Annotated in this window: 24 protein-coding genes; 10 read left to right on the top strand and 14 right to left on the bottom strand. The window is 75.5% G+C overall.

Annotated elements, in window-relative coordinates:
* Nucleotides 1-484 precede the first annotated feature (484 nt).
* Entirely contained in the window at nucleotides 485-883 is a 399-nt protein-coding gene (locus ACGF15_RS26150; RefSeq protein ID WP_345611802.1) for an RNA-binding S4 domain-containing protein, read from the top strand.
* Nucleotides 884-930: 47 nt separating this feature from the next.
* On the opposite strand, the gene ACGF15_RS26145 is transcribed toward ACGF15_RS26150, so the two are convergent.
* The 3 genes from ACGF15_RS26145 to ACGF15_RS26135 all read right to left on the bottom strand — a co-directional run bounded on the left by ACGF15_RS26145 (nucleotide 931) and on the right by ACGF15_RS26135 (nucleotide 4,250).
* A complete protein-coding gene (locus tag ACGF15_RS26145) occupies nucleotides 931-2,949 on the bottom strand; it encodes an FUSC family protein (RefSeq protein WP_392802411.1) in 2,019 nt (672 codons plus the stop codon).
* A gap of 54 nt (nucleotides 2,950-3,003) precedes the next feature.
* Nucleotides 3,004-3,249: a DUF2630 family protein gene (locus ACGF15_RS26140; RefSeq protein WP_256522480.1), complete on the bottom strand. Its 246-nt coding sequence runs from the start codon at nucleotides 3,247-3,249 to the stop codon at nucleotides 3,004-3,006.
* Between the two features lie 65 nt (nucleotides 3,250-3,314).
* Nucleotides 3,315-4,250 (bottom strand): NADP-dependent oxidoreductase, encoded by a 936-nt coding sequence (locus ACGF15_RS26135; RefSeq protein WP_392802408.1) that lies wholly within the window; start codon nucleotides 4,248-4,250, stop codon nucleotides 3,315-3,317.
* A 190-nt stretch (nucleotides 4,251-4,440) separates the two neighbouring features.
* Between ACGF15_RS26135 and ACGF15_RS26130 the strand changes: the two genes are divergently transcribed.
* The 3 genes from ACGF15_RS26130 to ACGF15_RS26120 all read left to right on the top strand — a co-directional run bounded on the left by ACGF15_RS26130 (nucleotide 4,441) and on the right by ACGF15_RS26120 (nucleotide 6,918).
* Nucleotides 4,441-4,854, top strand: coding sequence for a hypothetical protein (locus tag ACGF15_RS26130; protein WP_345611808.1), 414 nt, complete (start codon nucleotides 4,441-4,443; stop codon nucleotides 4,852-4,854).
* A 247-nt stretch (nucleotides 4,855-5,101) separates the two neighbouring features.
* Nucleotides 5,102-6,067 (top strand): ATP-binding cassette domain-containing protein, encoded by a 966-nt coding sequence (locus ACGF15_RS26125; RefSeq protein WP_345611810.1) that lies wholly within the window; start codon nucleotides 5,102-5,104, stop codon nucleotides 6,065-6,067.
* Complete coding sequence (locus ACGF15_RS26120; protein WP_345611812.1) at nucleotides 6,064-6,918, top strand: ABC transporter permease; 855 nt, start codon at nucleotides 6,064-6,066, stop codon at nucleotides 6,916-6,918. The genes ACGF15_RS26125 and ACGF15_RS26120 overlap by 4 nt, the downstream gene beginning before the upstream one ends.
* Nucleotides 6,919-6,973: 55 nt before the next feature.
* Here ACGF15_RS26120 and ACGF15_RS26115 read toward each other — a convergent pair whose 3' ends face one another.
* The 5 genes from ACGF15_RS26115 to ACGF15_RS26095 form a co-directional block, all read right to left on the bottom strand.
* The gene (locus ACGF15_RS26115; RefSeq protein ID WP_345611815.1) at nucleotides 6,974-7,417 is read right to left on the bottom strand and encodes a universal stress protein; all 444 of its coding nucleotides are present in this window, start codon (nucleotides 7,415-7,417) and stop codon (nucleotides 6,974-6,976) included.
* A gap of 72 nt (nucleotides 7,418-7,489) precedes the next feature.
* Complete coding sequence (locus ACGF15_RS26110; RefSeq protein WP_392802403.1) at nucleotides 7,490-7,897, bottom strand: hypothetical protein; 408 nt, start codon at nucleotides 7,895-7,897, stop codon at nucleotides 7,490-7,492.
* Between the two features lie 4 nt (nucleotides 7,898-7,901).
* The gene (locus ACGF15_RS26105) at nucleotides 7,902-9,026 is read right to left on the bottom strand and encodes an LLM class flavin-dependent oxidoreductase (RefSeq protein ID WP_392802400.1); all 1,125 of its coding nucleotides are present in this window, start codon (nucleotides 9,024-9,026) and stop codon (nucleotides 7,902-7,904) included.
* A gap of 172 nt (nucleotides 9,027-9,198) precedes the next feature.
* Nucleotides 9,199-9,984, bottom strand: coding sequence for a hypothetical protein (locus tag ACGF15_RS26100; protein WP_345611823.1), 786 nt, complete (start codon nucleotides 9,982-9,984; stop codon nucleotides 9,199-9,201).
* 83 nt (nucleotides 9,985-10,067) lie between these two features.
* Nucleotides 10,068-10,802: a hypothetical protein gene (locus ACGF15_RS26095; protein ID WP_392802397.1), complete on the bottom strand. Its 735-nt coding sequence runs from the start codon at nucleotides 10,800-10,802 to the stop codon at nucleotides 10,068-10,070.
* Nucleotides 10,803-10,989: 187 nt separating this feature from the next.
* On the opposite strand from ACGF15_RS26095, the gene ACGF15_RS26090 reads away from it, so the two are divergent.
* Genes ACGF15_RS26090 through ACGF15_RS26080 form a run of 3 tightly spaced genes read left to right on the top strand, consistent with a single transcriptional unit; the run spans nucleotide 10,990 to nucleotide 13,869 of the window.
* Nucleotides 10,990-13,038, top strand: a complete 2,049-nt coding sequence (locus tag ACGF15_RS26090) for an FAD-dependent oxidoreductase (RefSeq protein ID WP_392802394.1) — start codon at nucleotides 10,990-10,992, stop codon at nucleotides 13,036-13,038.
* Between the two features lie 44 nt (nucleotides 13,039-13,082).
* A complete protein-coding gene (locus tag ACGF15_RS26085) occupies nucleotides 13,083-13,661 on the top strand; it encodes a PadR family transcriptional regulator (RefSeq protein WP_392802391.1) in 579 nt (192 codons plus the stop codon).
* Nucleotides 13,662-13,683: 22 nt separating this feature from the next.
* Nucleotides 13,684-13,869, top strand: a complete 186-nt coding sequence (locus ACGF15_RS26080) for a hypothetical protein (protein WP_345611832.1) — start codon at nucleotides 13,684-13,686, stop codon at nucleotides 13,867-13,869.
* Between the two features lie 55 nt (nucleotides 13,870-13,924).
* Here the strand turns inward: ACGF15_RS26080 and ACGF15_RS26075 are convergent, their stop codons facing one another.
* On the bottom strand, nucleotides 13,925-14,503 hold the full coding sequence (locus ACGF15_RS26075) for a PadR family transcriptional regulator (protein ID WP_392802388.1): 579 nt from the start codon (nucleotides 14,501-14,503) through the stop codon (nucleotides 13,925-13,927).
* Between the two features lie 94 nt (nucleotides 14,504-14,597).
* Between ACGF15_RS26075 and ACGF15_RS26070 the strand changes: the two genes are divergently transcribed.
* Nucleotides 14,598-15,023, top strand: coding sequence for a nuclear transport factor 2 family protein (locus ACGF15_RS26070; RefSeq protein WP_345611837.1), 426 nt, complete (start codon nucleotides 14,598-14,600; stop codon nucleotides 15,021-15,023).
* Between the two features lie 85 nt (nucleotides 15,024-15,108).
* Here ACGF15_RS26070 and ACGF15_RS26065 read toward each other — a convergent pair whose 3' ends face one another.
* The 3 genes from ACGF15_RS26065 to ACGF15_RS26055 all read right to left on the bottom strand — a co-directional run bounded on the left by ACGF15_RS26065 (nucleotide 15,109) and on the right by ACGF15_RS26055 (nucleotide 15,932).
* Nucleotides 15,109-15,315, bottom strand: a complete 207-nt coding sequence (locus tag ACGF15_RS26065; protein ID WP_256522458.1) for a DUF5988 family protein — start codon at nucleotides 15,313-15,315, stop codon at nucleotides 15,109-15,111.
* Between the two features lie 68 nt (nucleotides 15,316-15,383).
* Nucleotides 15,384-15,575: a hypothetical protein gene (locus ACGF15_RS26060; RefSeq protein ID WP_392802384.1), complete on the bottom strand. Its 192-nt coding sequence runs from the start codon at nucleotides 15,573-15,575 to the stop codon at nucleotides 15,384-15,386.
* 114 nt (nucleotides 15,576-15,689) lie between these two features.
* Nucleotides 15,690-15,932: a twin-arginine translocase TatA/TatE family subunit gene (locus ACGF15_RS26055; protein ID WP_392802381.1), complete on the bottom strand. Its 243-nt coding sequence runs from the start codon at nucleotides 15,930-15,932 to the stop codon at nucleotides 15,690-15,692.
* A 249-nt stretch (nucleotides 15,933-16,181) separates the two neighbouring features.
* Here ACGF15_RS26055 and ACGF15_RS26050 point away from each other — a divergent pair, with 249 nt between their 5' ends.
* Together ACGF15_RS26050 and ACGF15_RS26045 are read left to right on the top strand one after the other, a co-directional pair.
* Nucleotides 16,182-16,589 (top strand): BlaI/MecI/CopY family transcriptional regulator, encoded by a 408-nt coding sequence (locus tag ACGF15_RS26050; RefSeq protein ID WP_360650102.1) that lies wholly within the window; start codon nucleotides 16,182-16,184, stop codon nucleotides 16,587-16,589.
* Between the two features lie 4 nt (nucleotides 16,590-16,593).
* A complete protein-coding gene (locus ACGF15_RS26045) occupies nucleotides 16,594-17,523 on the top strand; it encodes a M56 family metallopeptidase (RefSeq protein WP_392802378.1) in 930 nt (309 codons plus the stop codon).
* A 58-nt stretch (nucleotides 17,524-17,581) separates the two neighbouring features.
* Here the strand turns inward: ACGF15_RS26045 and ACGF15_RS26040 are convergent, their stop codons facing one another.
* Together ACGF15_RS26040 and ACGF15_RS26035 are read right to left on the bottom strand one after the other, a co-directional pair.
* Nucleotides 17,582-18,037 carry a tellurite resistance TerB family protein gene (locus ACGF15_RS26040; RefSeq protein ID WP_345611848.1) on the bottom strand — a complete coding sequence of 152 codons (456 nt, stop codon included), beginning with the start codon at nucleotides 18,035-18,037 and terminating at the stop codon, nucleotides 17,582-17,584.
* Nucleotides 18,038-18,151: 114 nt separating this feature from the next.
* Nucleotides 18,152-19,141: a sporulation protein gene (locus ACGF15_RS26035; protein ID WP_392802374.1), complete on the bottom strand. Its 990-nt coding sequence runs from the start codon at nucleotides 19,139-19,141 to the stop codon at nucleotides 18,152-18,154.
* Between the last annotated feature and the right edge of the window lie 164 nt (nucleotides 19,142-19,305).

The raw sequence follows: 19,305 nt of genomic DNA, 5'->3' as shown, positions 1-19,305 counted from the left end.
CGAGCGCCTCGCCGGAGCGGTGGCGGCCCTGGCGACCGCCCTCGTGCGGGTGCGGGACGGCCCGGGTGGCGGCCGGCCGGGCGGGCCGGTGGCGCGGCGGCCGGGCGGGCCGGTGGCGGGGCGGCCGGGGCCGCGAGGCCCACCGTGGCGGCGAGCACGGCGGGCCTCGCGGCGATCGGGTACGCGGGGGCGCTGCCCGCGACGGCCGTGACGGCGGTGCCGGACGTCCGCAGGACGCCCGGCCGTAGTCCTCGGCCCGTGCTGCTGCGCATGGAGATCTCCGAATGCCCTTGTGCCGCGCGGAAGGTGCGGGCGTGTCGGAAACGGACGAGCACCCGCGTGCGGAAGAGACGCTTCCGTCGATGGGAGACGGTGCGCATGGTAGTCGGACGCGTGCGCTGTGGTGAGGGGGCGGGTGCCCCTGGGGTGCGGGCGGGGCGCGCACGCCCCCGCGCCGGGCGCCGGGAGTCGTAGAGTCGGGGGCATGGCTGCTGCTGAGGCGACGGAGACCGGGACCGTACGGGTCGACGTGTGGATCTGGTCGGTACGGCTGATCAAGACCAGGTCCCAGGCGTCCGCCGCGTGCAAGGCCGGGCATGTGCGGATCAACGGCGACCGGGTCAAGCCCTCCCAGCCGGTGCGCTCCGGCGACACGGTGCGGGTCTTCCACGAGGGCCGCGAGCGGCTGGTCGTGGTCCGCCGGATCCTCCGCAAGCGGGTCGGGGCCCCCGTCGCGGTCGAGGCCTACGAGGACCAGAGCCCGCCGCCCCCGCCGAGGGAGTTCACCGCTCCGGCAGTGGTCCGCGACCGCGGCGCGGGACGGCCCACCAAGCGCGACCGGCGCGAGCTGGAGCGGCTCTTCGGCGGGCGCCCCAGGAGCTGAGGGGCCGGGCGGGGGCCGGGGCGGCCGGGCGGGGCCGGGGCGGCCGGTCAGGGCGAGGCGTTCGGCGAGGCGACGGCCCGGGCGGCACGGACCTCCCGGCGCAGCGGCTCCAGCACCCCCCGCTCGTCACCGGGCAGCTCCGCACGGACCTCCACCAGCTCCGTGCTGGAGCGCACCCCCTCCGCCAGCTCGTACAGCTGCCGCTGCACCTCGGCCACCTCCTCCGGCCGGGGCGCCGGCGCCCCGTGGTCGACCCGCACCCGGGCCGCGGTGGTGGCGTCCACGACCCGCTCCACGGCCACGACCAGGGGCCACCAGGCCGCCGCCCGCTCCCCCGCCGGGGGCGGCTCGGTGAGCGCGCGCTGGAACTCCGAGCGCACCGCGGACAGGTCCCGGTAGAGGCGCCGCCGACGCCTCACCCGCTCGGCGTGCGCGACCCCGCCGAAGGAGCCGGCCACATAGCGGGCCGTCTCCTCGACCGCGTCCGCCACCCGGTCGCCGACCCGGGTGTGCCAGCTCTCCGGCCACAGCAGGTACCCGGCGACCAGGACGATCGCGCACCCGGTCAGGCTGTCCACCAGCCGCGGCAGGACCAGGTGGAGCCCCTGCTGGTTGAGGACGTCCGACAGGAGCAGGATCACCGGCGTCACCGCCGCCGTCTGGAAGGCGTACCCCCTGGCGGAGAACACCGGGATCAGCGCGGCCAGGGCCATCATCACGGGCACGTCGGCCCAGCCGCGCGGCACCGACGCCAGCAGCGGCGCCGCGACCAGCAGCCCCGCCGCCGTCCCGAGCGCCCGCAGCACCGCCCGGGAGAACACCGAGCCGAAGTCGGGCTTCAGCACGAAGGTCACCGTCAGCGCCACCCAGTAGGAGCGCTCCACCGGCACCAGGGAGACGAAGGACTGCGCGACGCCGATGCACAGCGCCAGGCGCAGCCCGTAGCGCCAGGACTCCCGGGACAGCAGCGCCGCCCGGGCCGCCCGCCGGGCCCGCACCCCGAGCTCGGCGGGCACCCCGAGGCGGTCCTCGGCGAGCACGTCCGCGTCCGGGCTGCGGACGACGGCCGCGGCGTGCCGGAGCGCGTTCTCCACCGCGCGGTCGGCCGGGCCCTCGGGCGGTGGCAGGCCGGGCGGCTCCGCCGCGCCGCCGCGGCCCGAGGCGACGGCGTCCGCCAGGGTCCGCACGGCCGCAGCGACCTCCGGACTGCGCGAGGACCGGCCGTGGCGGTGCGCCGCCGGGGCCGACTCCACCAGCGGGATCAGGGCGTTGAGCTGGGCCAGCAGCCGCACCATGGGTCCGACGCGGCCGTGCTCGCGGGCGCGCCGGGCGAGGATCAGGTCGTAGGAGGCGTCCAGGGCCCGGGTCACCTCGTGGCGGCGGGCGTCGTACGCGGCGGTGTCCGGTGTCCCCGCGACCGCGAAGAGCTCCGCCACGCTCGCGTAGGCCGCCGCCACCGCCGACCGCTCCGCGGCCCTGCGGCGCAGCGGCCACCCGAGCAGCGTGAGGACCAGGACGAACAGCCCGCCCAGGCAGAGCAGCACCGGGGCCTTCCACCACGGCTGCGGCATCGGCAGACCGGCGCCCACCACGGCGTTCAGCAGGAGCAGCAGCCCGGACACCGAGGCCACCGAGCCGATGCTGGAGATCATCCCGGAGACCAGCGCGACCGCCGTGAGCACGCCCACGGCCACCCAGCCCTGCCCGTGGACCAGGGTGCCCAGGGTCACGCCGACCGCGCCCAGCAGCTGGGGGACGGCGATGTTCAGCAGGCGCATCCGGTAGGCGTCGGCGGTGTCCCCGATGACCCCCGAGAGCGCGCCCATCGAGGCCAGCGCCCCGTAGGAGGGGAGCCCGGCCGCGATCCCCGCGGCCAGCGGTGCGGCGAGCGCGACGGCGGCACGCGCGGCGGCGGCCCAGGGGATCGGTGCCGGCTGGGGGCGCAGCCCGCGCACCAGCCAGGCCGGCGGGGAGGGGAGGCGGCCCGGGCGGGGGCCGCTCCCCCCGGGAGCGGGGGCCCCGGCCGGGGGGCCGTCGCTGCTGCGGTCCGGCTCGCGATCCTTCATGGTGCCCCCATGATCCCCCGGGCCCCGCGGGGGACCGGCACCGCCCGGGCCCGGTCAGCCGCGGTAGTTCTCCACCTCGTCGGCGGGCTGCACCTGCGCGGTGTCGGGATCGCCGCCGTACTCGGACTTGGCACGGCGCCTGCGCAGCAGGTCCCAGTACTGGTCGAGCCGGATCTCCAGCTCCCGCAGCCGCTCCCGCTGCCCGGCGTCGAGCCCGCCCTGCTCCAGCGCGAGGCCCCGCAGGGCGCGCTCCTCCTCCACCAGCGAGCCGATGTCGTCGATGATCTCCTCGTCGTCCATGGGACGGCCCTTCCTCCTCGGGGCCGGGCCGCCACCGGGGCGGTGGGCGGCCCGGCTGCGGTGGCTCACACGGCGAAGACCGTCTTCCCGCGGGCGCCGCCCGCACGGTTCTGGGCAAGGGCACCGGGCGCCTTCTCCAGCGGCAGCTCGGCGTCCAGGGGCGTCCGGAGCCCGCCTTCGGCCGCCGCGGCCGCGAGCGCCTCCAGCAGCCGCACCGAGGGGTGCAGCCGGAACGCGACCCCCTCCACGGGGCCGGTCAGGGCGGCCGGGTCGGCGCCCGGCCGCGCGGCGACGGCCAGCCCGCCCGCCCGGGCGTGTGCCGCGTGCCGGGCGAAGCCGACCGGGTCGCCCGAGACCAGGTCGGCCACCGCGTCGGCCCCCTCGGGGCACACGGCGCGCACGGCCCCTGCCGCGTCCCCGGCCGTGGCGTCCACGGCCCCGGCGGCCCCGAGCAGGGCCATCCGGCGCCGCTCGTCGCCGCGGACCAGGGCCACGACCCGGATGCCGCGGGCGGCGGCGAGCTGGGTCAGGCAGCTGCCGACGCCGCCCGCCGCGCCCACCACCAGCAGGCTCTGCCCGCGGCGCAGCCCGGTGACGGCGAGCAGCTGGGCCGCGGCCGTCCCGGCGGTCGGCAGCGCCGCGGCGGTCCCCGGGTCGAGCCCCGCGGGCACCAGGGCGACCGGCCCGTCCTGGTGGACGACGGTGTACTCGGCGTAGCTGCCCGCGCAGCCGCCCGGGCGCAGCGCCAGCCCGAACACCGCGTCACCGACGCGGAAGCGGTTCTCGCCGGGGCCGACCACGTCCACCCGGCCCGCGAAGTCCGTGCCCAGGACCAGCGGGAAGGCCGTCGCCGGGCCCGGGCCGTCGGCGGCCTGCCAGTCCGCGGGGTTGAGCGCCGCGTACTCGACCTTGACGACCACCTCGCCCTCGCCGGGCTCCGGCTTGGGCAGCTGGACCAGCTCCGGCTCCGCACCGGAGCGGCCGACCGTGACCGCACGCATCCTCGTGGCCTCCCGACTCGGTGCCCCCGGTCTCCCGCCCCTCACTCTCACCCGGTGGGCCCGTCCGCGCACGTCGTGGCGGGTAGCGGGTCCGGACCTGTACGGACTTGCCGCCGGGCCCGGGCGGGTGTGCCCTGTTAGGGAGGGCGCGCGGGGAGGCGCCGGGGCGAGAGGGAAGGAGTTCTGCGCCATGGCCACACAAGCAGCGATGCCCTCCGGGCGGCACCGCCGGACCGCGCCGGACGACGGGGAGCACCACAGCCCGCTCGGATTCGTGCTCCCCGCGGTGCTCGCGGTGACGGCCGGGCTCTGGGCGGCCTCCATCCTGCGCTTCCAGGACGGCGGCATCGCCAACGGCGCGCAGTGGCTCGTCGGGATCATCTGCGCACTCGTGCTCGGCATGCTCGCCTTCGCCCTGGGGCGCTGGGGGCACACGCTCCCCCGCGAACTGCGGGCCCTCGCCTACGGCGGTCTGTTCGGGGCGACGGTCGGGTTCCTGACCAGCCTGGCCGGGGGGAGCGTGCTCCGCGCCTCCGGTATCGGCCTCGCCTGCGGGGCGGGGCTGACCGTGGTCATGTTCTACAGCTTCTACGTGCGGGAGTAGGGGCCGGGCCAGGCGCGGGAGCGGCGGCCCCGGCTCGGGGCGCGCCGCCGGGGGCGCGGCAGCGGCCCGCCCGGCGCGGTCACCGGAAGGCGGTGGCCGCGCGGCGGCGTGTCCGGACCGCGGGGACCCGGCCGCCCCGGGGCGACCGGCGACCGGCGACCGGCGACCGGCGACCGGCGACCGATGAGTTTCCGCGACCGGGCCGGTCCCCTCTCCACGCAAGCGGAGAGGAACCAAGGGACGGACGATGAGTACGAACCTCGCGATCGAGACGACCGCACTGGTCAAGGTCTTCGGCGACAACCGGGCCGTGGACGGCGTCGACCTCAGGGTGCCCGCCGGCACCGTCTACGGCCTGCTCGGTCCCAACGGCGCGGGCAAGACCACCACGGTCCGGATGCTCGCCACCCTGCTGCGCCCCGACGGGGGCGAGGCCCGCGTCTTCGGCCACGACGTGCGCCGGGAGGCCGACGCGGTCCGCAGCCGGGTCAGCCTCACCGGACAGTACGCCTCCGTCGACGAGGACCTCACCGGCACGGAGAACCTGGTGCTCCTCGCCCGGCTGCTCGGCCACTCCAAGCCCTCCGCCCGCGACCGGGCCGCCCAGCTGCTGGAGGCCTTCGGCCTGAGCCGGTCGGCGGGCAAGCAGGTCAAGGCCTACTCCGGGGGGATGCGGCGGCGCATCGACATCGCCGCGTCCATCCTCAACACGCCCGATCTGCTCTTCCTGGACGAGCCGACCACCGGCCTCGACCCGCGCAGCCGCAACCAGGTCTGGGACATCGTGCGCGCGGTGGTCGCCCAGGGCACCACCGTGCTGCTGACCACCCAGTACCTGGACGAGGCGGACCACCTCGCCTCCCGCATCGCCGTCATCGACCACGGCCGGGTGATCGCCGAGGGCACCAAGGGCGAGCTCAAGGCCTCCGTCGGCTCCGGCACCGTCCATCTGCGGCTGCGGGACCCGGCCCGGCGGCCGGAGGCCGAGCGGGTCCTGGCCGCCGCGCTCGGCGCCGAGGTCCTGCTCGACGCGGACCCGGTCGCCCTCACGGCCCGGGTGGACGGCGGCGACCGCGGGGCCTCCGAGCAGGCCGCCCACGCCCTCGCCGAGCTGGCCCGCAGCGGCATCACCGTCGACAACTTCGCGCTGGGCCAGCCCAGCCTGGACGAGGTCTTCCTCGCCCTGACCGACCGGAAGGGGGGCGCGGTATGACGACCACGACCACCACCCAGGAGACCGAGCTCGAACGGGAGGCCCCGCGGGCGGAGGAACTGGCCGCGCTGCTGCTCTCCGCCGAGCGGCCCGCGCGCCCGTCCGCCCTGACGACATCCCTCACCTTCGGGTGGCGCGCGATGCTCAAGATCAAGCACGTGCCTGAGCAGATGTTCGACGTGACGGCGTTCCCGATCATGATGGTGCTGATGTACACGTACCTCTTCGGAGGCGCGATCGCCGGCTCGGTCTCGGCGTACGTGCAGTTCCTGCTGCCCGGCATCCTCACCATGAGCGTCGTCATGATCACGATGTACACCGGCGTCGCGGTCAACACCGACATCGTCAAGGGGGTCTTCGACCGCTTCCGCAGCCTGCCCATCTGGCGGCCGTCGCCGATGGTCGGCTACCTCCTCGGCGACGTGGTGCGCTACCTCATCGCCTCCGCGGTCATGCTGGGCGTCGGCCTGCTGATCGGCTACCGCCCCGCCGGAGGGGTCGCGGGCGTGCTGCTCGGGGTGGCCCTGCTGATGGTCTTCGCGTTCTCGTTCTCGTGGATCTGGACGATGTTCGGGCTGCTGCTGCGCACCGAGAAGTCGGTGATGGGCGTCAGCATGATGGTGATCTTCCCGCTGACCTTCCTGAGCAACGTCTTCGTCGACCCGCGGACGATGCCCGGATGGCTCCAGGCGTTCGTGAACAACAGCCCGGTGACCCATGTGGCCACGGCCGTCCGCGAGTTGATGGCGGGCGAGTGGCCGGCGGCGGACATCGCCTGGTCGCTCGGTTGGTCCGCCCTGCTCGTGGCCGTCTTCGGTCCCGTCACCATGCGGCTGTACAACCGCAGGTGAGCCCGTGTGCGCCGGTCCGGGGCCGCCCGTGCGGGCGGCCCCGGACCGGCGGCGCTCACTCCTCGGCGCCGCCGCGGACCACCACCACGGGGCAGGGCGCGTGCTGGGAGAGGTGCAGCCCGACGGAGCCGAGGAGGGCGGCCTTGAACCCGCTGTAGCCGCGGTCTCCCACGACCAGCAGGTCCGCCCCCTCGGCCCGCTCCATCAGCGCCTGCGCGGGGTTCCCCACGACGACCGTGCGCTGCACGGAGGCCGCCGCCTCCGCGCCGAGCGTCCGCTCCAGGGTGTCGTCGAGGATCTTCGAGGCCATCTCCTCGGGGTCGAAGTCCGGCGGCAGCGAGGGCACCATGGCCGCCCAGCCCGCCGCCGGGTACTCCCAGCTGATCACCGCCTCCAGGGTCTCCCCGCTGAGACCGGCCTGGCGGACGGCCCACCTGAGGGCCTTGACCGACGGTTCGGAACCGTCCACGCCCACGACGATCCTGCCTGCCTCTGCCATGTCGCCACCTCCGCAGCCGTCCGCCTGGTGCGTGCACACGAACCCATGCACACGGTGCAAGCCTATGCAAAACTACGCAAAGAGGTCGACAGGGTGGGGTTGTGGCGCCCGATCGGCGGCCGGGGCGTCCAGCAGCACGGCGAGCTCACGGGCCGCCCGCCCGATGCGCGCCGGCAGATCCCCGGTGAGCGCGTCACCGGCGCCGCCCCAGTCCTCGGAGGCCGCGTAGACCGCGGTCGGCACGGTCCGGGGCGGCGGAAAGCCGGTCACCAGGTGGTGGGCGATCGGCACGGCCAGGTCGCGCAGTTCGACGACGGTCACCTCGACGGGGCGCTCCCGCGAGGCCAGTTCGCCGCGCACGGACGCGGTGATCCGGTCGGCGAGCAGCCGGGTCCGGGACGGGACGCCGAGCCCTGCCGAGACGACGGCGAGCCTCACGGGGGCGGGGGCGGGGGCGGGGGCGGTCCGGGGTGCGGTCATGGCGTCAGTCCTCCTCGACGCTGCGGGTGGCGCGGGTGGCAGGGGCGGCGGGGGCGACCCTCCCGCGCGCGACGGCGGGGTGCGGCGGCGCGGTCTCGGGCACACCCGCGGGCCGCAGGGCGGCGAACTCCTTGCGCAGCACGGGGACGACCTCCTCGCCGAGGATGTCCAGCTGCTCCAGCACGGTCTTCAGCGGCAGGCCCGCGTGGTCCATGAGGAACAGCTGGCGCTGGTAGTCGCCCACCGCCTCGCGGAAGCCGAGGGTGCGCTCGACCACCTGCTGCGGCGAGCCCACCGTCAGCGGCGTCTGCTCGGTGAAGTCCTCCAGCGAGGGCCCGTGCCCGTACACCGGGGCGTTGTCGAAGTACGGCCGGAACTCGCGTACGGCGTCCTGGGAGTTGCCGCGCATGAACACCTGGCCGCCGAGGCCGACGACGGCCTGCTCGGGGCCGCCGTGGCCGTGGTGGGCGTACCGCTGCCGGTAGAGGTCCACCATCTTCCTGGTGTGGGACATCGGCCAGAAGATGTTGTTGTGGAAGAAGCCGTCGCCGTAGTACGCGGCCTGTTCGGCGATCTCCGGCGAGCGGATCGAGCCGTGCCAGACGAAGGGGGGCACTCCGTCCAGGGGCCTCGGGGTGGCGGTGAAGCCCTGGAGCGGGGTACGGAAGGTCCCCTCCCAGTCGACCACGTCCTCCCGCCACAGCCTGCGCAGGAGCGCGTAGTTCTCGACGGCCAGCTCGATGCCCCGGCGGATGTCCTGGCCGAACCACGGGTAGACCGGTCCGGTGTTGCCGCGCCCCATCATGAGGTCCACGCGCCCCTCGGCGAGGTGCTGGAGGTAGGCGTAGTCCTCGGCGATCTTCACCGGGTCGTTGGTGGTGATCAGCGTGGTCGAGGTGGACAGCACCAGCCGCTCGGTGCGGGCGGCGAGGTAGCCGAGGAGCGTCGTCGGGGAGGACGGCACGAAGGGCGGGTTGTGGTGCTCGCCGGTGGCGAACACGTCGAGCCCCACCTCCTCGGCCTTCTGCGCGATGGCGAGGGTGGCCCTGATCCGCTCGTGCTCGCTCGGCGTGCGGCCCGTGGTCGGGTCGGTCGTGACGTCGCCGACCGTGAAGATGCCGAACTCCATGGGGTCACCCCTCCATGTTGATTGAAAGTTGAACTATATCGGCAACCGGGCGAGCCGGGGCACTATTCCCGCCCCCGCGGACACGGCTCCGCCCCCGCCCCCCGCGGACGGCGCGGGGACGGGGGCGGTGTCCGGGCACACCGGGCCAGGGGCGGTGTCCGGGCGCACCCGGTCAGGGGGCGGTGGCCCCCGGGAAGAGCTGGCGGAAGGCGTCCGCGGACTCGCTGCCCGAGCGGCCGAACGGCGCGTCGAAATCCCACACCAGGAAGAGCAGGAACGCGATCAGCGCGCTGAACAGGCCCGCCAGCAGCAACTCCCGGAACGACCGGCCGATCTGCATGGTGAAGATCAGGCCCACGGTGATCACGGCCCCGCTGATCAGCCCGAACCAGACGATGCCCGGCAGGGTCTGCCCGGCCCCCTCCGCCCGGGCGCTGCGCGCGTCCTCGGCCAGGGCCACCTGGTCCAGCATCGGCTGGTACGCCTGGGCCTCCAGCTCGTTGGACGGGGCGCGCTCGGCCACGCTGGTGCGCACCGCGGCGAGCAGCTCCGCGCCGCGCGGCGACAGCTCCGACTCGTCGATCATGCGCGGCCACTCGCCGGCGACCACCTCGTTCACATAGGCGTCCACGTCCGTGCGCAACCGCTCCCGGTAGTCCGCGGGGTAGACCTGGGCGCGCTGGGTGACCTCGTGGAGGGCCTGGGCCTCCGTGCGCACCGCGTCCTGGGCCGCCCCGCGCGCCTCCCACACGCCCGCGATGGCGAGGCCGAGGACGATCGCGTAGACCACGCCGACCATCATCACCATGTACTCGAGCACGTCGGGCGTCTCCTGCCGCGGGGCGGGGGCCGGGCCGTCCGCAGCGCCCTGCAGCCGGCGCTGACTGAGGACGGTGACGACGAGGACGACGGCGCAGGCGGCCGCCATCACGGTGGCCAGGACGAGCCAGTCGGACATGGGGGCTTCTCCGTGGGGGTGCGACGGGGCAGGGCAGGAGGTGCGGCGGGCGGCGACCGGCCGGGGCGGGCCCCGGCCCCGCGTCAGCGCCCGCGGCGCGCGGCCGAGTGCGCCCGGGGGCGCAGCAGGGCGGCCGCGAGGACCGCGGGGGTGGTGGTGACCAGCATCAGCACGGTGAGCGGCGTGCCGTCCGCCTCGGGCCCCTGGCCCGCCGGGCGGTGGCGGCGGATGACCACCGGCGCCGCCTCGGGCGGCGGGGCGGCCGCAGGCGGTGGCGCGGGGGCCGGGGCGGGCGCCGGCAGGGGCGCGGGGGGCCGCTCCGGTGGCGCGGGGGCCGCCGGAGGCGGGGGCTGCTCGGCGGCGGGCTCCGGTGCGGGGGCGGGGGGCTCGGGTTCGGGTTCGGGTTCCGGCACCGGTTCGGGCCGCGGAGGCTCCGGCGAGGGCGAGGGCGAGGGCGAGGGCGCGGGCGGCTCGGGGGCCGGGGGCTCCGGAGTCGGCTGCGGAGGCTCGGGCGAGGGCACGGGCGGCTCGGGCGGGGGCTCCGGGGGCCCGGGCGGGGGGCAGTGGCCGCTTGAGACGACCACCGAGGCGTGCGCGCCGTGCGAACCGGGCAGGGTCACGGTGACCGAGCCCGCGGGAGGGCCCGCACCCGGCCGCCCCGGCCGGCGGTCCCCCACCTGCCGTTCGGGGGTCCCGGCCGACACCTTCCGCCGCTCGGCCGCGTTGGCCTCCTCGGGCACGGAGGCCGCGATCGCCACCCCCTGCGCCCCGAGAACAGCCGCGACCCCCAGTGCGCTCATCTGCTGCCATCCCGCCACGAGCGCCACGGTAGAGGGAAGGAAGCGGGGCGTTTAACCAATATCACCCGTATGGCTGATAGATGGACTTGTCGGACCATTCATACGGCCGCGATGGGCTACGGTGACGCACTTCATTTTGCACTTTGTTGCAAAACCATCCCGGAGCCGACTACAACGTTCTCGACACCCGAGCGAGGAGGCTCCGATGAGTACGCCCACCACCCGGCCCGCGCCGACGCCGTACCCCCATCTGCTGAGCCCGCTCGACCTGGGCTTCACCACCCTGCCCAACCGCGTCCTGATGGGCTCCATGCACGTGGGCCTGGAGGAGGCCGACCAGGGCTTCGAGCGCATGGCCGCCTTCTACGCCGAGCGCGCCCGCGGCGGTGTGGGCCTGATCGTCACCGGCGGCATCGCGCCCAACGACCAGGGCCGCCCCTACGAGGGCGGGGCGAAGCTCACCACCGAGGAGGAGGCGGCACAGCACCGCACCGTCACGGACGCCGTGCACGCCGAAGGCGGCCGGATCGCCCTGCAGATCCTGCACTTCGGCCGCTACGCCTACCACCAGGACCTCGTCGCCCCCAGCGCGATCCAGGCGCCGATCAGCCCCTTCGTCCCCCATGCCCTCACCGACGACGAGATCGAGGAGACGATCGCCGACTTCGTCCGCGCCGCCGTCCTCGCCCGGTCGGCGGGCTACGACGGCGTCGAGATCATGGGCTCCGAGGGCTACTTCGTCAACGAGTTCATCGCGAGCCGCACCAACCACCGCACGGACCGGTGGGGCGGTTCCTACGAGAACCGCATCCGGCTGCCCCTGGAGATCATCCGGCGGACCCGCGAGGCCGTGGGCCCGGACTTCATCCTGATCTACCGGCTCTCCATGCTCGACCTCGTCCCCGGAGGCTCCTCCCTGGAGGAGGTCGTCACGCTCGCCCGGGCGGTCGAGGAGGCCGGGGCGACCCTCATCAACACCGGCATCGGCTGGCACGAGGCCCGCATCCCCACCATCGCCACCTCGGTGCCGCGGGGCGCGTACACCTGGGTCACCCGGAAGCTGATGGGCGAGGTCTCGATCCCGCTCGTCACCAGCAACCGCATCAACACCCCCGAGGTGGCCGAGCAGGTGCTCGCCGAGGGGCGGGCCGACATGGTCTCCATGGCGCGGCCCTTCCTCGCCGACCCGGAGTTCGTCGCCAAGGCCGCGGCCGGACGCCCCGAGGCCATCAACACCTGCATCGGCTGCAACCAGGCGTGCCTGGACCACACCTTCAGCCTGAAGATCACCTCCTGCCTGGTGAACCCGCGCGCCTGCCACGAGACCGAACTCGTCCTGGCGCCCACCCGGCTCGCCAGGAGGGTCGCGGTCGTCGGCGCCGGGCCCGCGGGGCTCGCCTGCGCCGTCTCCGCCGCCGAGCGCGGCCACCGCGTCACCCTCCTCGACGCCGCGGCGGAGATCGGCGGCCAGCTCAACATCGCCAAGCGCATCCCGGGCAAGGAGGAGTTCGGCGAGACGCTGCGCTACTTCCGCCACCGGCTCGCCGAGCTCGGGGTGGAGGTGCGGCTCGGCACCCGCGTCACCGCCGAGGACCTCCCGGCGGACACCTACGACGAGGTGGTGGTCGCCACCGGCGTCAGCCCGCGGACCCCGGTGATCGAGGGCGTGGACCACCCCAGCGTGATCGGCTACCTCGACGTGCTGCGCGACGGCGCCCCGGTCGGCGACCGGGTCGCGGTGATCGGCGCGGGCGGCATCGGCTTCGACGTCGCGGAGTACCTGACCGACGGCGGCGAGGGCGCGAGCCTGGACGCGGAGACCTACTTCCGCCAGTGGGGCGTCGACACCTCCTACGCGGCCCCCGGCGGGCTCACCGCCCCCGAGCGCCCGGCCCCGCCGCGCACGGTGCACCTGCTCCAGCGCAAGACCGGCAAGGTCGGCGCCGGGCTCGGCAAGACCACGGGCTGGATCCACCGCACGGAACTCAAGCACCGCGGTGTGACCACGACCGCCGGGGTCGCCTACGAGCGCATCGACGACGAGGGCCTGCACATCAGCGTCGACGGCACGCCCTCGGTACTCCGGGTGGACACCGTCGTGCTGTGCGCCGGCCAGGAGCCGCAGCGCTCGCTCTACGAGGAGCTGCACGCCGCCGGCCGCAGCGTCCACGTCATCGGCGGCGCGGACGTGGCCGCCGAGCTGGACGCCAAGCGCGCCATCGACCAGGGCACCCGCCTCGCGGCGGAGCTGTGAGCGGGGCCGCGGCCGGGCGGGCCGCGCGTCCCTAGGATGCGGCCATGTCCCTGCCGCACGCCATCCTCACGGCCCTGCTGGAGAAGCCCTCGTCCGGGCTGGAGCTGACCCGCCGCTTCGACCGGTCCATCGGCTACTTCTGGCAGGCCACCCACCAGCAGATCTACCGCGAGCTGGGGAAGCTGGAGCAGGCGGGGCACATCCGCGTCCTCCCCTCCCCCCAGCCGACCCGCGGGCAGCGCAAGGAGTACGAGGTGCTGCCCGCGGGCCGGGAGGAGCTGGCCTCCTGGGTGGACCGCAGGGAGGAGCCGCGCGCCGTGCGGGACCCGCTGCTGCTGCGTCTGCGGGCGGCGGCGGCGACCGGCGGCGGAGCCGACCTCGACGAGGAGCTGCGCCGCCATCTCCTCCTGCACCGGGAGCAGTTGGCGGCCTACCGGGAGATCGAGCGGCGCGACTTCCCGCCCGAGCGGCGGATCAGCCGCGAGGACCGGCTCCGGCATGTGGTGCTGCGGGGCGGGATCGAGCTGGAGTCGTTCTGGATCACCTGGCTCTCGGACACCCTGTCCGAACTCTCCGGCGGGCCGGGGGGGACCCGATGGGGTCCGTCCGGATGCGACGGCTGACGGTGCGTGAGACCGTCGCCGCGTGACCGACGCACTCATCGCCGCCTGCTGCGCGGCCGCGCTGACCCTGATCGCCAGGTCCGTCCTCGGGCTGCGCCGCGCCGACGGGGGCACCGACCCGGGGGACGAGGCACGCTCGGTGGCCCTCGGACTGGGCGGGGGGCTGCTCGCGCTGGTGACCCTGGGCCTGTTCATCGCCCTCGCCTGACGCCCGCACCCCGCGCCCGCGCGGGACGCCCCCGGGGCGCGTCCACCCGCCGGGGTCAGCGCGGCCCCGCCGCCCCCCGGACCGCCTCGCGCTCGGCGAGCACGGCGAGGACCCGGGCGCACCAGCGCAGGTTCTCCTCCTCGAACGCCCGCCCCCGCAGGAGCGTCAGATAGGGCCCCACGCGCTCCGCCCGGCGCAGGTACTCCTCCTCGCCCCGGCCGTCGAGCAGCCGCTCGCGCAGCCGCTCGTAGCGGGCGAGCTTCCCGCGCGAGAACGCGGCCCGCTCCTCCACCAGCTCCCGCACCCCGGCCGGGTCGCCGCAGTCGAGGGCCTGGATCTTGACCAGCAGGTCGTCGCGGACGGCCGTGGGCCGCGGCGGTTCCCCCGTGAAGGAGGCCAGCGCCTGCAGCCCGGACTCGGTGAGGGTGAAGACCCGCTTGGTGGGCCGGCGCTCCTGGGCGACCAGCCGGGCGCTGACCAGCTCCTCGTCCGCCAGCCGCTCCAGTTCCCGGTAGAGCTGCTGCGGCGTGGCGGACCAGAAGTTGGCCACGGCCGCGTCGAAGAGCTTGGCCAGGTCGTATCCGGACGCCTCGCCCTCCAGGAGGGCGGCCAGGACGGCGTGCTTCAGGGACATCTGGACACGCTATCACCGAGGTGATTATTGTCTTCCGCACCTACTCAACGAATTGAATAGGCAGAGGGACGGCCCGACGCGAGGGAGCAGGACCATGCAGGCATTCCGCAAGGCCGTCGAGGCGGGCGACCACGACGCAATCGCCGCCCTGCTGGCGGAGGACGTCGTCTTCACCAGCCCGGTCGCCTTCCGCCCCTATCCGGGCAAGGCGATCACCACCGCCATCCTCCGCGGCGTCTGGCGGGTGTTCGAGGACTTCCGCTACGTCCGCGTGATCGAGGACGCCGGCGGCCGGGACCATGTGCTCGTCTTCACCGCCCGGGTCGGCGGCCGCACCGTCCACGGCTGCGACATGCTGCACCTCGGGGAGGACGGCCTGATCGACGAGTTCACCGTGATGGTCCGCCCGCTCTCCGCGGCCCAGGCGCTCTCCGCGGCGATGGGCGAGCAGTTCGCGCGCATCAGCCGCGAGGCGGAGGCCGCGGCCGCCGCCGAGGGGTCCGCGGGCGCGGCGCACTGAGCGGGGGGCGCCGGGCCGGGACCGGGCCCTGCGCGGTCCCGGCCGCACGGGGGTCGGACCGGGGCCGGAGGGCGGACGCGGAGGGTCAGCCCGGCAGCTCGGTGCGCTCCCACCACTCGTAGACGGGCAGTGTGCCCCGTTCGGTGTCCTGCTGACGCATGGTCGCCCTGAAGTGCTCGTAGCCGCCGCGGAAGGGCACCTTCACGTCCTCCCCCGGAGCGGGGACCTGGACGATGCGCTCCGGAAGCTCGGAGGGGCCGCCTTCGAGGACGGCCTGGATGGTCTCGTTCATGTGCCGCAGTCTCCCCAACCGCCCTCACCGCGTCCGGTGTGACGCGCCGACGGCCGCGCGGCGGGAGGTCATCCGGGGGAGCGCGGCCCGGACGGCCCGCCCCGCCGGGCGGCGTCCCGCTCCTCCTCCGCCCGCACCAGGGCGCCGACGGCCCTGCGGCGCCACCCGACGACCGCCACCGGTGCGAAGGCCGCGGCCGACCCGCCGATCAGCACGGCGCCGGGGACCACGGCCGTGAACGCGGCCCCGGGTGTCTCCACGCGCTCCCCTTCCCCCCGCGAGGAGCGTTCCGGGGCCGCACACCGCGGCGGGCGCCGCCCCGTTCTGCCGCGAAGGCGGTTCAGGGGCGGGGCGCTTCTGCCGCGAGGGGCCGTTCAGGGTCGGGGCGCTCCGGACGGGCCCCCGGGGCCCTCGACGATCCGGCCCTCCAGCACCCCGGAGTCCCCGGGGGCCGCGGGGGCGCCGGGCGCCTCGTGCGGCTCCTTCGCCGCCCGCACCTCGCTCTTGAGGATCCGCGCCGCCCTGCCCGCGTTGCGTGCCAGCTCCGGGAGCTTGCGCGCACCGAACACGACGAGGACCACGATCAGGAGTATCGCGAGCTCACTGAGACCGAACATCGTCCCGCTTCCTCGAAGGGCCCGGCCCACTGCCGGGCGGACCACGACCGCTCCGGCCACGGGCTTCCCACCGGCACCCGCGGCCTCTACAACACTGTAGGAGACCGGCAGCGTCCCCGGGAGGGCGGTCCGCGCCATGACGTCCCGCCGAACGCACGGGGAACGGCGTGCGTCGCGCCCGACCCCCCGGTCAGTACGATGAACCGCCCCGGCGCACGCCGCGCGGCCGGACGGACGGGAGGAGACGGCATGACGGGCCGGAACCAGGACGGACCCGCTGCTCGGCACCACCGGCGGCGCGCCCAGGGCGAGTTGGAGGGCCAGGTGCTCGCCGCGCTGCGGGAGGCGCCCGGAGCCGTGAACGCGGCCTGGGTCCAGGGGCACCTCGGGGGCGACCTCGCCTACACCACCGTCGTCACCATCCTCACGCGTCTGCACACCAAGGGCGCGGTCGCCCGGGAACGCGCCGGCCGTTCCTTCCAGTGGACGCCCACCGCGGACGAGGCCGGCCTGGCCGCCCTGCGGATGCGGCGGATGCTGGACGCGGAAGCCGACCGGGAGGCGGTCCTGGCCAGCTTCGTGACCGCGCTGCGGCCGGACGACGAGCAGCTTCTGCGGGAGTTGCTGGCAGAGGCGGCGGGGGACGGGGAAGACTGACCGCATGGGGGTCTTCGTCTTCCTGCCGCTCGTCCTTCCGCTCAGCGCCTGGCCGATCGCGCGCCTGGCCGAGCAGCATCTGCACCCGCGGGCGGCGACCTGGCTGCTGTCCGCGACCGCCGCCGTCCTCGCGGTGTGCAGCACCCTGTGCCTCGCCCTGCTGGTGGTCGTGGGAACGGCCCAGCTCCCCGGGAACCCGCTGCCCGACGGCTGGTCGGACCCGGAGGTGCGCCGGGCCCTCCCCTACGACGAGGTGGCCGGCAAGGCGGCCATCCCCGCCCTGGCGGCCGTCCTGCTGTCCTGCGCCCGGCTGCTCGGCCACCACCGCGCGGTGCGCCGCCGGGCCGAACGGGCCCTGGCGGCGCTGCCGGCGCGGCGGGTGGCGGTGCTGCCGGACGGGACCCCCTACGCCTACGCCCTGCCCGGGCGCGGCGGCGGCCGGGTGGTGGTGACCCGGGCCCTGCTGGACGCGCTCTCCGCGCCCGAGCGGCGGGCGCTGTTCGCCCACGAGCGGGCGCACCTCGCCCGCGGCCACCACCGCTTCCTGCTGGTGGTGCGGTTGGCGGCGCGGGCCAACCCCTTCCTGCGGCCGCTGTGCACGGCGGTCGGCTACACCGCCGAGCGCTGGGCCGACGAGGAGGCCGCCGCCGCCACCGGCAGCCGCCGGACCGTGGCCCGGGCGATCGGCAAGGCGGGCCTGGTCTCGCACGGAGCGCCCGCGCCGACCCTGGCCGGCGCCTCCGCCGGGCCCGTCCCGCGCCGGGTGGCCGCACTGCTGGCGCCCCCGCCGGCGACCCGGGCGTGGCCGCCGGCGGCGACGACGGTGGGGCTGGCCGCCTGGGGGGCGGCGGCGGGGGCCGCGGTCTCGGCGCTGTCCTCGGCGAACTCGGCCGTCACGCTCTTCTTCGTGCTGAAGGCGGCCACACCGCTGTGAGGCGCGCACCGGCCCGGGGGACCGCCGGGGCGCCGCGCTCCCCGCGGGGCGCGGGCCCTCAGAGGTCGAACTCGTGCGGCGGCAGGTCCAGGGCGTAGCAGGCCTCCCGGACGACGCCCTGCTCGGTCTTGTCGAAGTCGCCGTCCGCACCGCCGATCACGATGCCGATCTGGATGACGGCCCGCGCCTCGGCGGGCTTCTTCTTCGCCTTGGCGACCTCCTGCATGACGCTCACCTTGCCGAAGTCGAAGTCGGCGGCCAGCTTGTCCAGGTTGGCGTCGAAGCGGCGCTGGAGATCCTCGGCGGGGAAGTTCTGCAGCACCTCGTTGGTGGCGATCAGCTGGGCCACCCGGCGGCGCTCCGAGGGGTCGACGACACCGTCGGCGGCGGCGACGAGCGCGCACATGGCCATGGAGGCGTCGCGGAAGGCTCCGCTCTTGAGGTCGTTCTTCTTCGCCACGAGCTGGGTCTGCATCGTCGATGCGGACTCCCTGATGCGGTCCCACAGTGCCATGAGGGCTCCCGGGTGTCGGGGCGGACCGGACCCGTGCCGACCGGGCACGGGTCCGGGGCAACCGCCGTAGTTCTACAGTCGTGTAGAAGTTACCAGGCGGTCGCGGCGGGCGGGTCAGCCCTCCTCGCCTCCGTCCTCCTCGTCCTCGTCGCCCTCGAAGAAGTCGCCCACCTCGTCGACGATCTCGGCCGCCACCATGCCACCGGCGACGCCGACCGCGAGCCCGGCCGCACCGGCCGCGACGGCGGTGCCCATGCCCGGGCCGGAGCGGTGCCCCTCGTGGTGGTCGCTGTGGTCGCCGTGGTGGCCGTAGGACCCGTGGCCCCCGTGGGCGCCGAAGGCGGCGCGGTGCTCCACCAGGTGGCGCACCCACCCGTCGACCTCCGCGTCCCAGTCGGTCTGCTCGACGCCGTGCAGGCCGACGGTGAAGCGGGTCACCGCGTCATGCCCGCCGCCGCGCTTGTCGGCCTCCAGCACCACCTCCAGACCGCCGGACGTGGCGAGGAAGGTGACCTCGATCTCGCTCACGGCGTGTGCGAACCGCGGCGAGGGCGTGAGTTCGATCTCCTGGTAGAAGGGCAGCTGCTGGCCCGTGCCGCCGATCCGGCCGTACTCCAGGTCCGCCGAGCGGAAGCCGAAGCCCTGCCGTCCGAAGGCCTCCAGGATCGCCTCCTGGACCGGCAGCGGGCGCACCGCGACCGGGTCCAGGTCGCCCTTGTCCCGGGCGCCCGCCACCGCGAGTTCGGTCCGCAGGCCGAGGGCGATGCCGAGCGGCTGGCCGTGCAGTTCGGTGAGGGGGGACTCCCAGGGGACGGAGAAGGCGAAGGGCAGAGTGCGCTCCTCGTCCTCGCCGAGCCGGAACCCGCCGCCGACGGTGAACCGCTCGAAGACGACGGTGCCGTCGTACTCGCCGTCGTCGGTCTCGGCCTCGACGCGGGCCAGGAGCTCCAGGGTGAGGTGCTCGACCTCGAACTCCGCACCGCCGCCCTTCAGGCGGATCTCGCCGGTCAGACTGCCGCCGGGAGTCACCGCCCCCGGGTCGAGGACCGTGTCGACGGACGGGCCGCCGACCCCGAGCGAGCCGAGCAGGCGTTTGAACACCATCGGGGCGTTCACTCCTTCGTGATGCGTGCGTGCTGCATGGTGCGGGGTGTGCGGGGCGGTGGCCCCCCCCCCCCCGCGGGCCCCCCCCCCCCCGCCCCCCCCCCCGGGGCCCCCCCCCCCCCCCCCCCCCCCCCCCCCCCCCCCCCCCCCCCCCCCCCACCCCC

This window comes from Streptomyces sp. NPDC048001 (genome assembly GCF_043203115.1).
Lineage (GTDB): Bacteria > Actinomycetota > Actinomycetes > Streptomycetales > Streptomycetaceae > Streptomyces > Streptomyces sanyensis.
The sequence above is the reverse complement of the archived record's forward strand: the minus strand, read 5'-3'. Positions and strand labels throughout refer to the sequence as shown.

What these genes read in the sequence shown, in the direction of transcription:
- ACGF15_RS26150 (WP_345611802.1), top strand. Translation starts at nt 485, where the DNA reads ATGGCTGCTGCTGAGGCGACGGAGACCGGGACCGTACGGGTCGACGTG.
- ACGF15_RS26145 (WP_392802411.1), bottom strand. Translation starts at nt 2,949, where the DNA reads ATGAAGGATCGCGAGCCGGACCGCAGCAGCGACGGCCCCCCGGCCGGG.
- ACGF15_RS26140 (WP_256522480.1), bottom strand. Translation starts at nt 3,249, where the DNA reads ATGGACGACGAGGAGATCATCGACGACATCGGCTCGCTGGTGGAGGAG.
- ACGF15_RS26135 (WP_392802408.1), bottom strand. Translation starts at nt 4,250, where the DNA reads ATGCGTGCGGTCACGGTCGGCCGCTCCGGTGCGGAGCCGGAGCTGGTC.
- ACGF15_RS26130 (WP_345611808.1), top strand. Translation starts at nt 4,441, where the DNA reads ATGGCCACACAAGCAGCGATGCCCTCCGGGCGGCACCGCCGGACCGCG.
- ACGF15_RS26125 (WP_345611810.1), top strand. Translation starts at nt 5,102, where the DNA reads ATGAGTACGAACCTCGCGATCGAGACGACCGCACTGGTCAAGGTCTTC.
- ACGF15_RS26120 (WP_345611812.1), top strand. Translation starts at nt 6,064, where the DNA reads ATGACGACCACGACCACCACCCAGGAGACCGAGCTCGAACGGGAGGCC.
- ACGF15_RS26115 (WP_345611815.1), bottom strand. Translation starts at nt 7,417, where the DNA reads ATGGCAGAGGCAGGCAGGATCGTCGTGGGCGTGGACGGTTCCGAACCG.
- ACGF15_RS26110 (WP_392802403.1), bottom strand. Translation starts at nt 7,897, where the DNA reads ATGACCGCACCCCGGACCGCCCCCGCCCCCGCCCCCGCCCCCGTGAGG.
- ACGF15_RS26105 (WP_392802400.1), bottom strand. Translation starts at nt 9,026, where the DNA reads ATGGAGTTCGGCATCTTCACGGTCGGCGACGTCACGACCGACCCGACC.
- ACGF15_RS26100 (WP_345611823.1), bottom strand. Translation starts at nt 9,984, where the DNA reads ATGTCCGACTGGCTCGTCCTGGCCACCGTGATGGCGGCCGCCTGCGCC.
- ACGF15_RS26090 (WP_392802394.1), top strand. Translation starts at nt 10,990, where the DNA reads ATGAGTACGCCCACCACCCGGCCCGCGCCGACGCCGTACCCCCATCTG.
- ACGF15_RS26085 (WP_392802391.1), top strand. Translation starts at nt 13,083, where the DNA reads ATGTCCCTGCCGCACGCCATCCTCACGGCCCTGCTGGAGAAGCCCTCG.
- ACGF15_RS26075 (WP_392802388.1), bottom strand. Translation starts at nt 14,503, where the DNA reads ATGTCCCTGAAGCACGCCGTCCTGGCCGCCCTCCTGGAGGGCGAGGCG.
- ACGF15_RS26070 (WP_345611837.1), top strand. Translation starts at nt 14,598, where the DNA reads ATGCAGGCATTCCGCAAGGCCGTCGAGGCGGGCGACCACGACGCAATC.
- ACGF15_RS26065 (WP_256522458.1), bottom strand. Translation starts at nt 15,315, where the DNA reads ATGAACGAGACCATCCAGGCCGTCCTCGAAGGCGGCCCCTCCGAGCTT.
- ACGF15_RS26055 (WP_392802381.1), bottom strand. Translation starts at nt 15,932, where the DNA reads ATGTTCGGTCTCAGTGAGCTCGCGATACTCCTGATCGTGGTCCTCGTC.
- ACGF15_RS26050 (WP_360650102.1), top strand. Translation starts at nt 16,182, where the DNA reads ATGACGGGCCGGAACCAGGACGGACCCGCTGCTCGGCACCACCGGCGG.
- ACGF15_RS26045 (WP_392802378.1), top strand. Translation starts at nt 16,594, where the DNA reads ATGGGGGTCTTCGTCTTCCTGCCGCTCGTCCTTCCGCTCAGCGCCTGG.
- ACGF15_RS26040 (WP_345611848.1), bottom strand. Translation starts at nt 18,037, where the DNA reads ATGGCACTGTGGGACCGCATCAGGGAGTCCGCATCGACGATGCAGACC.
- ACGF15_RS26035 (WP_392802374.1), bottom strand. Translation starts at nt 19,141, where the DNA reads ATGGTGTTCAAACGCCTGCTCGGCTCGCTCGGGGTCGGCGGCCCGTCC.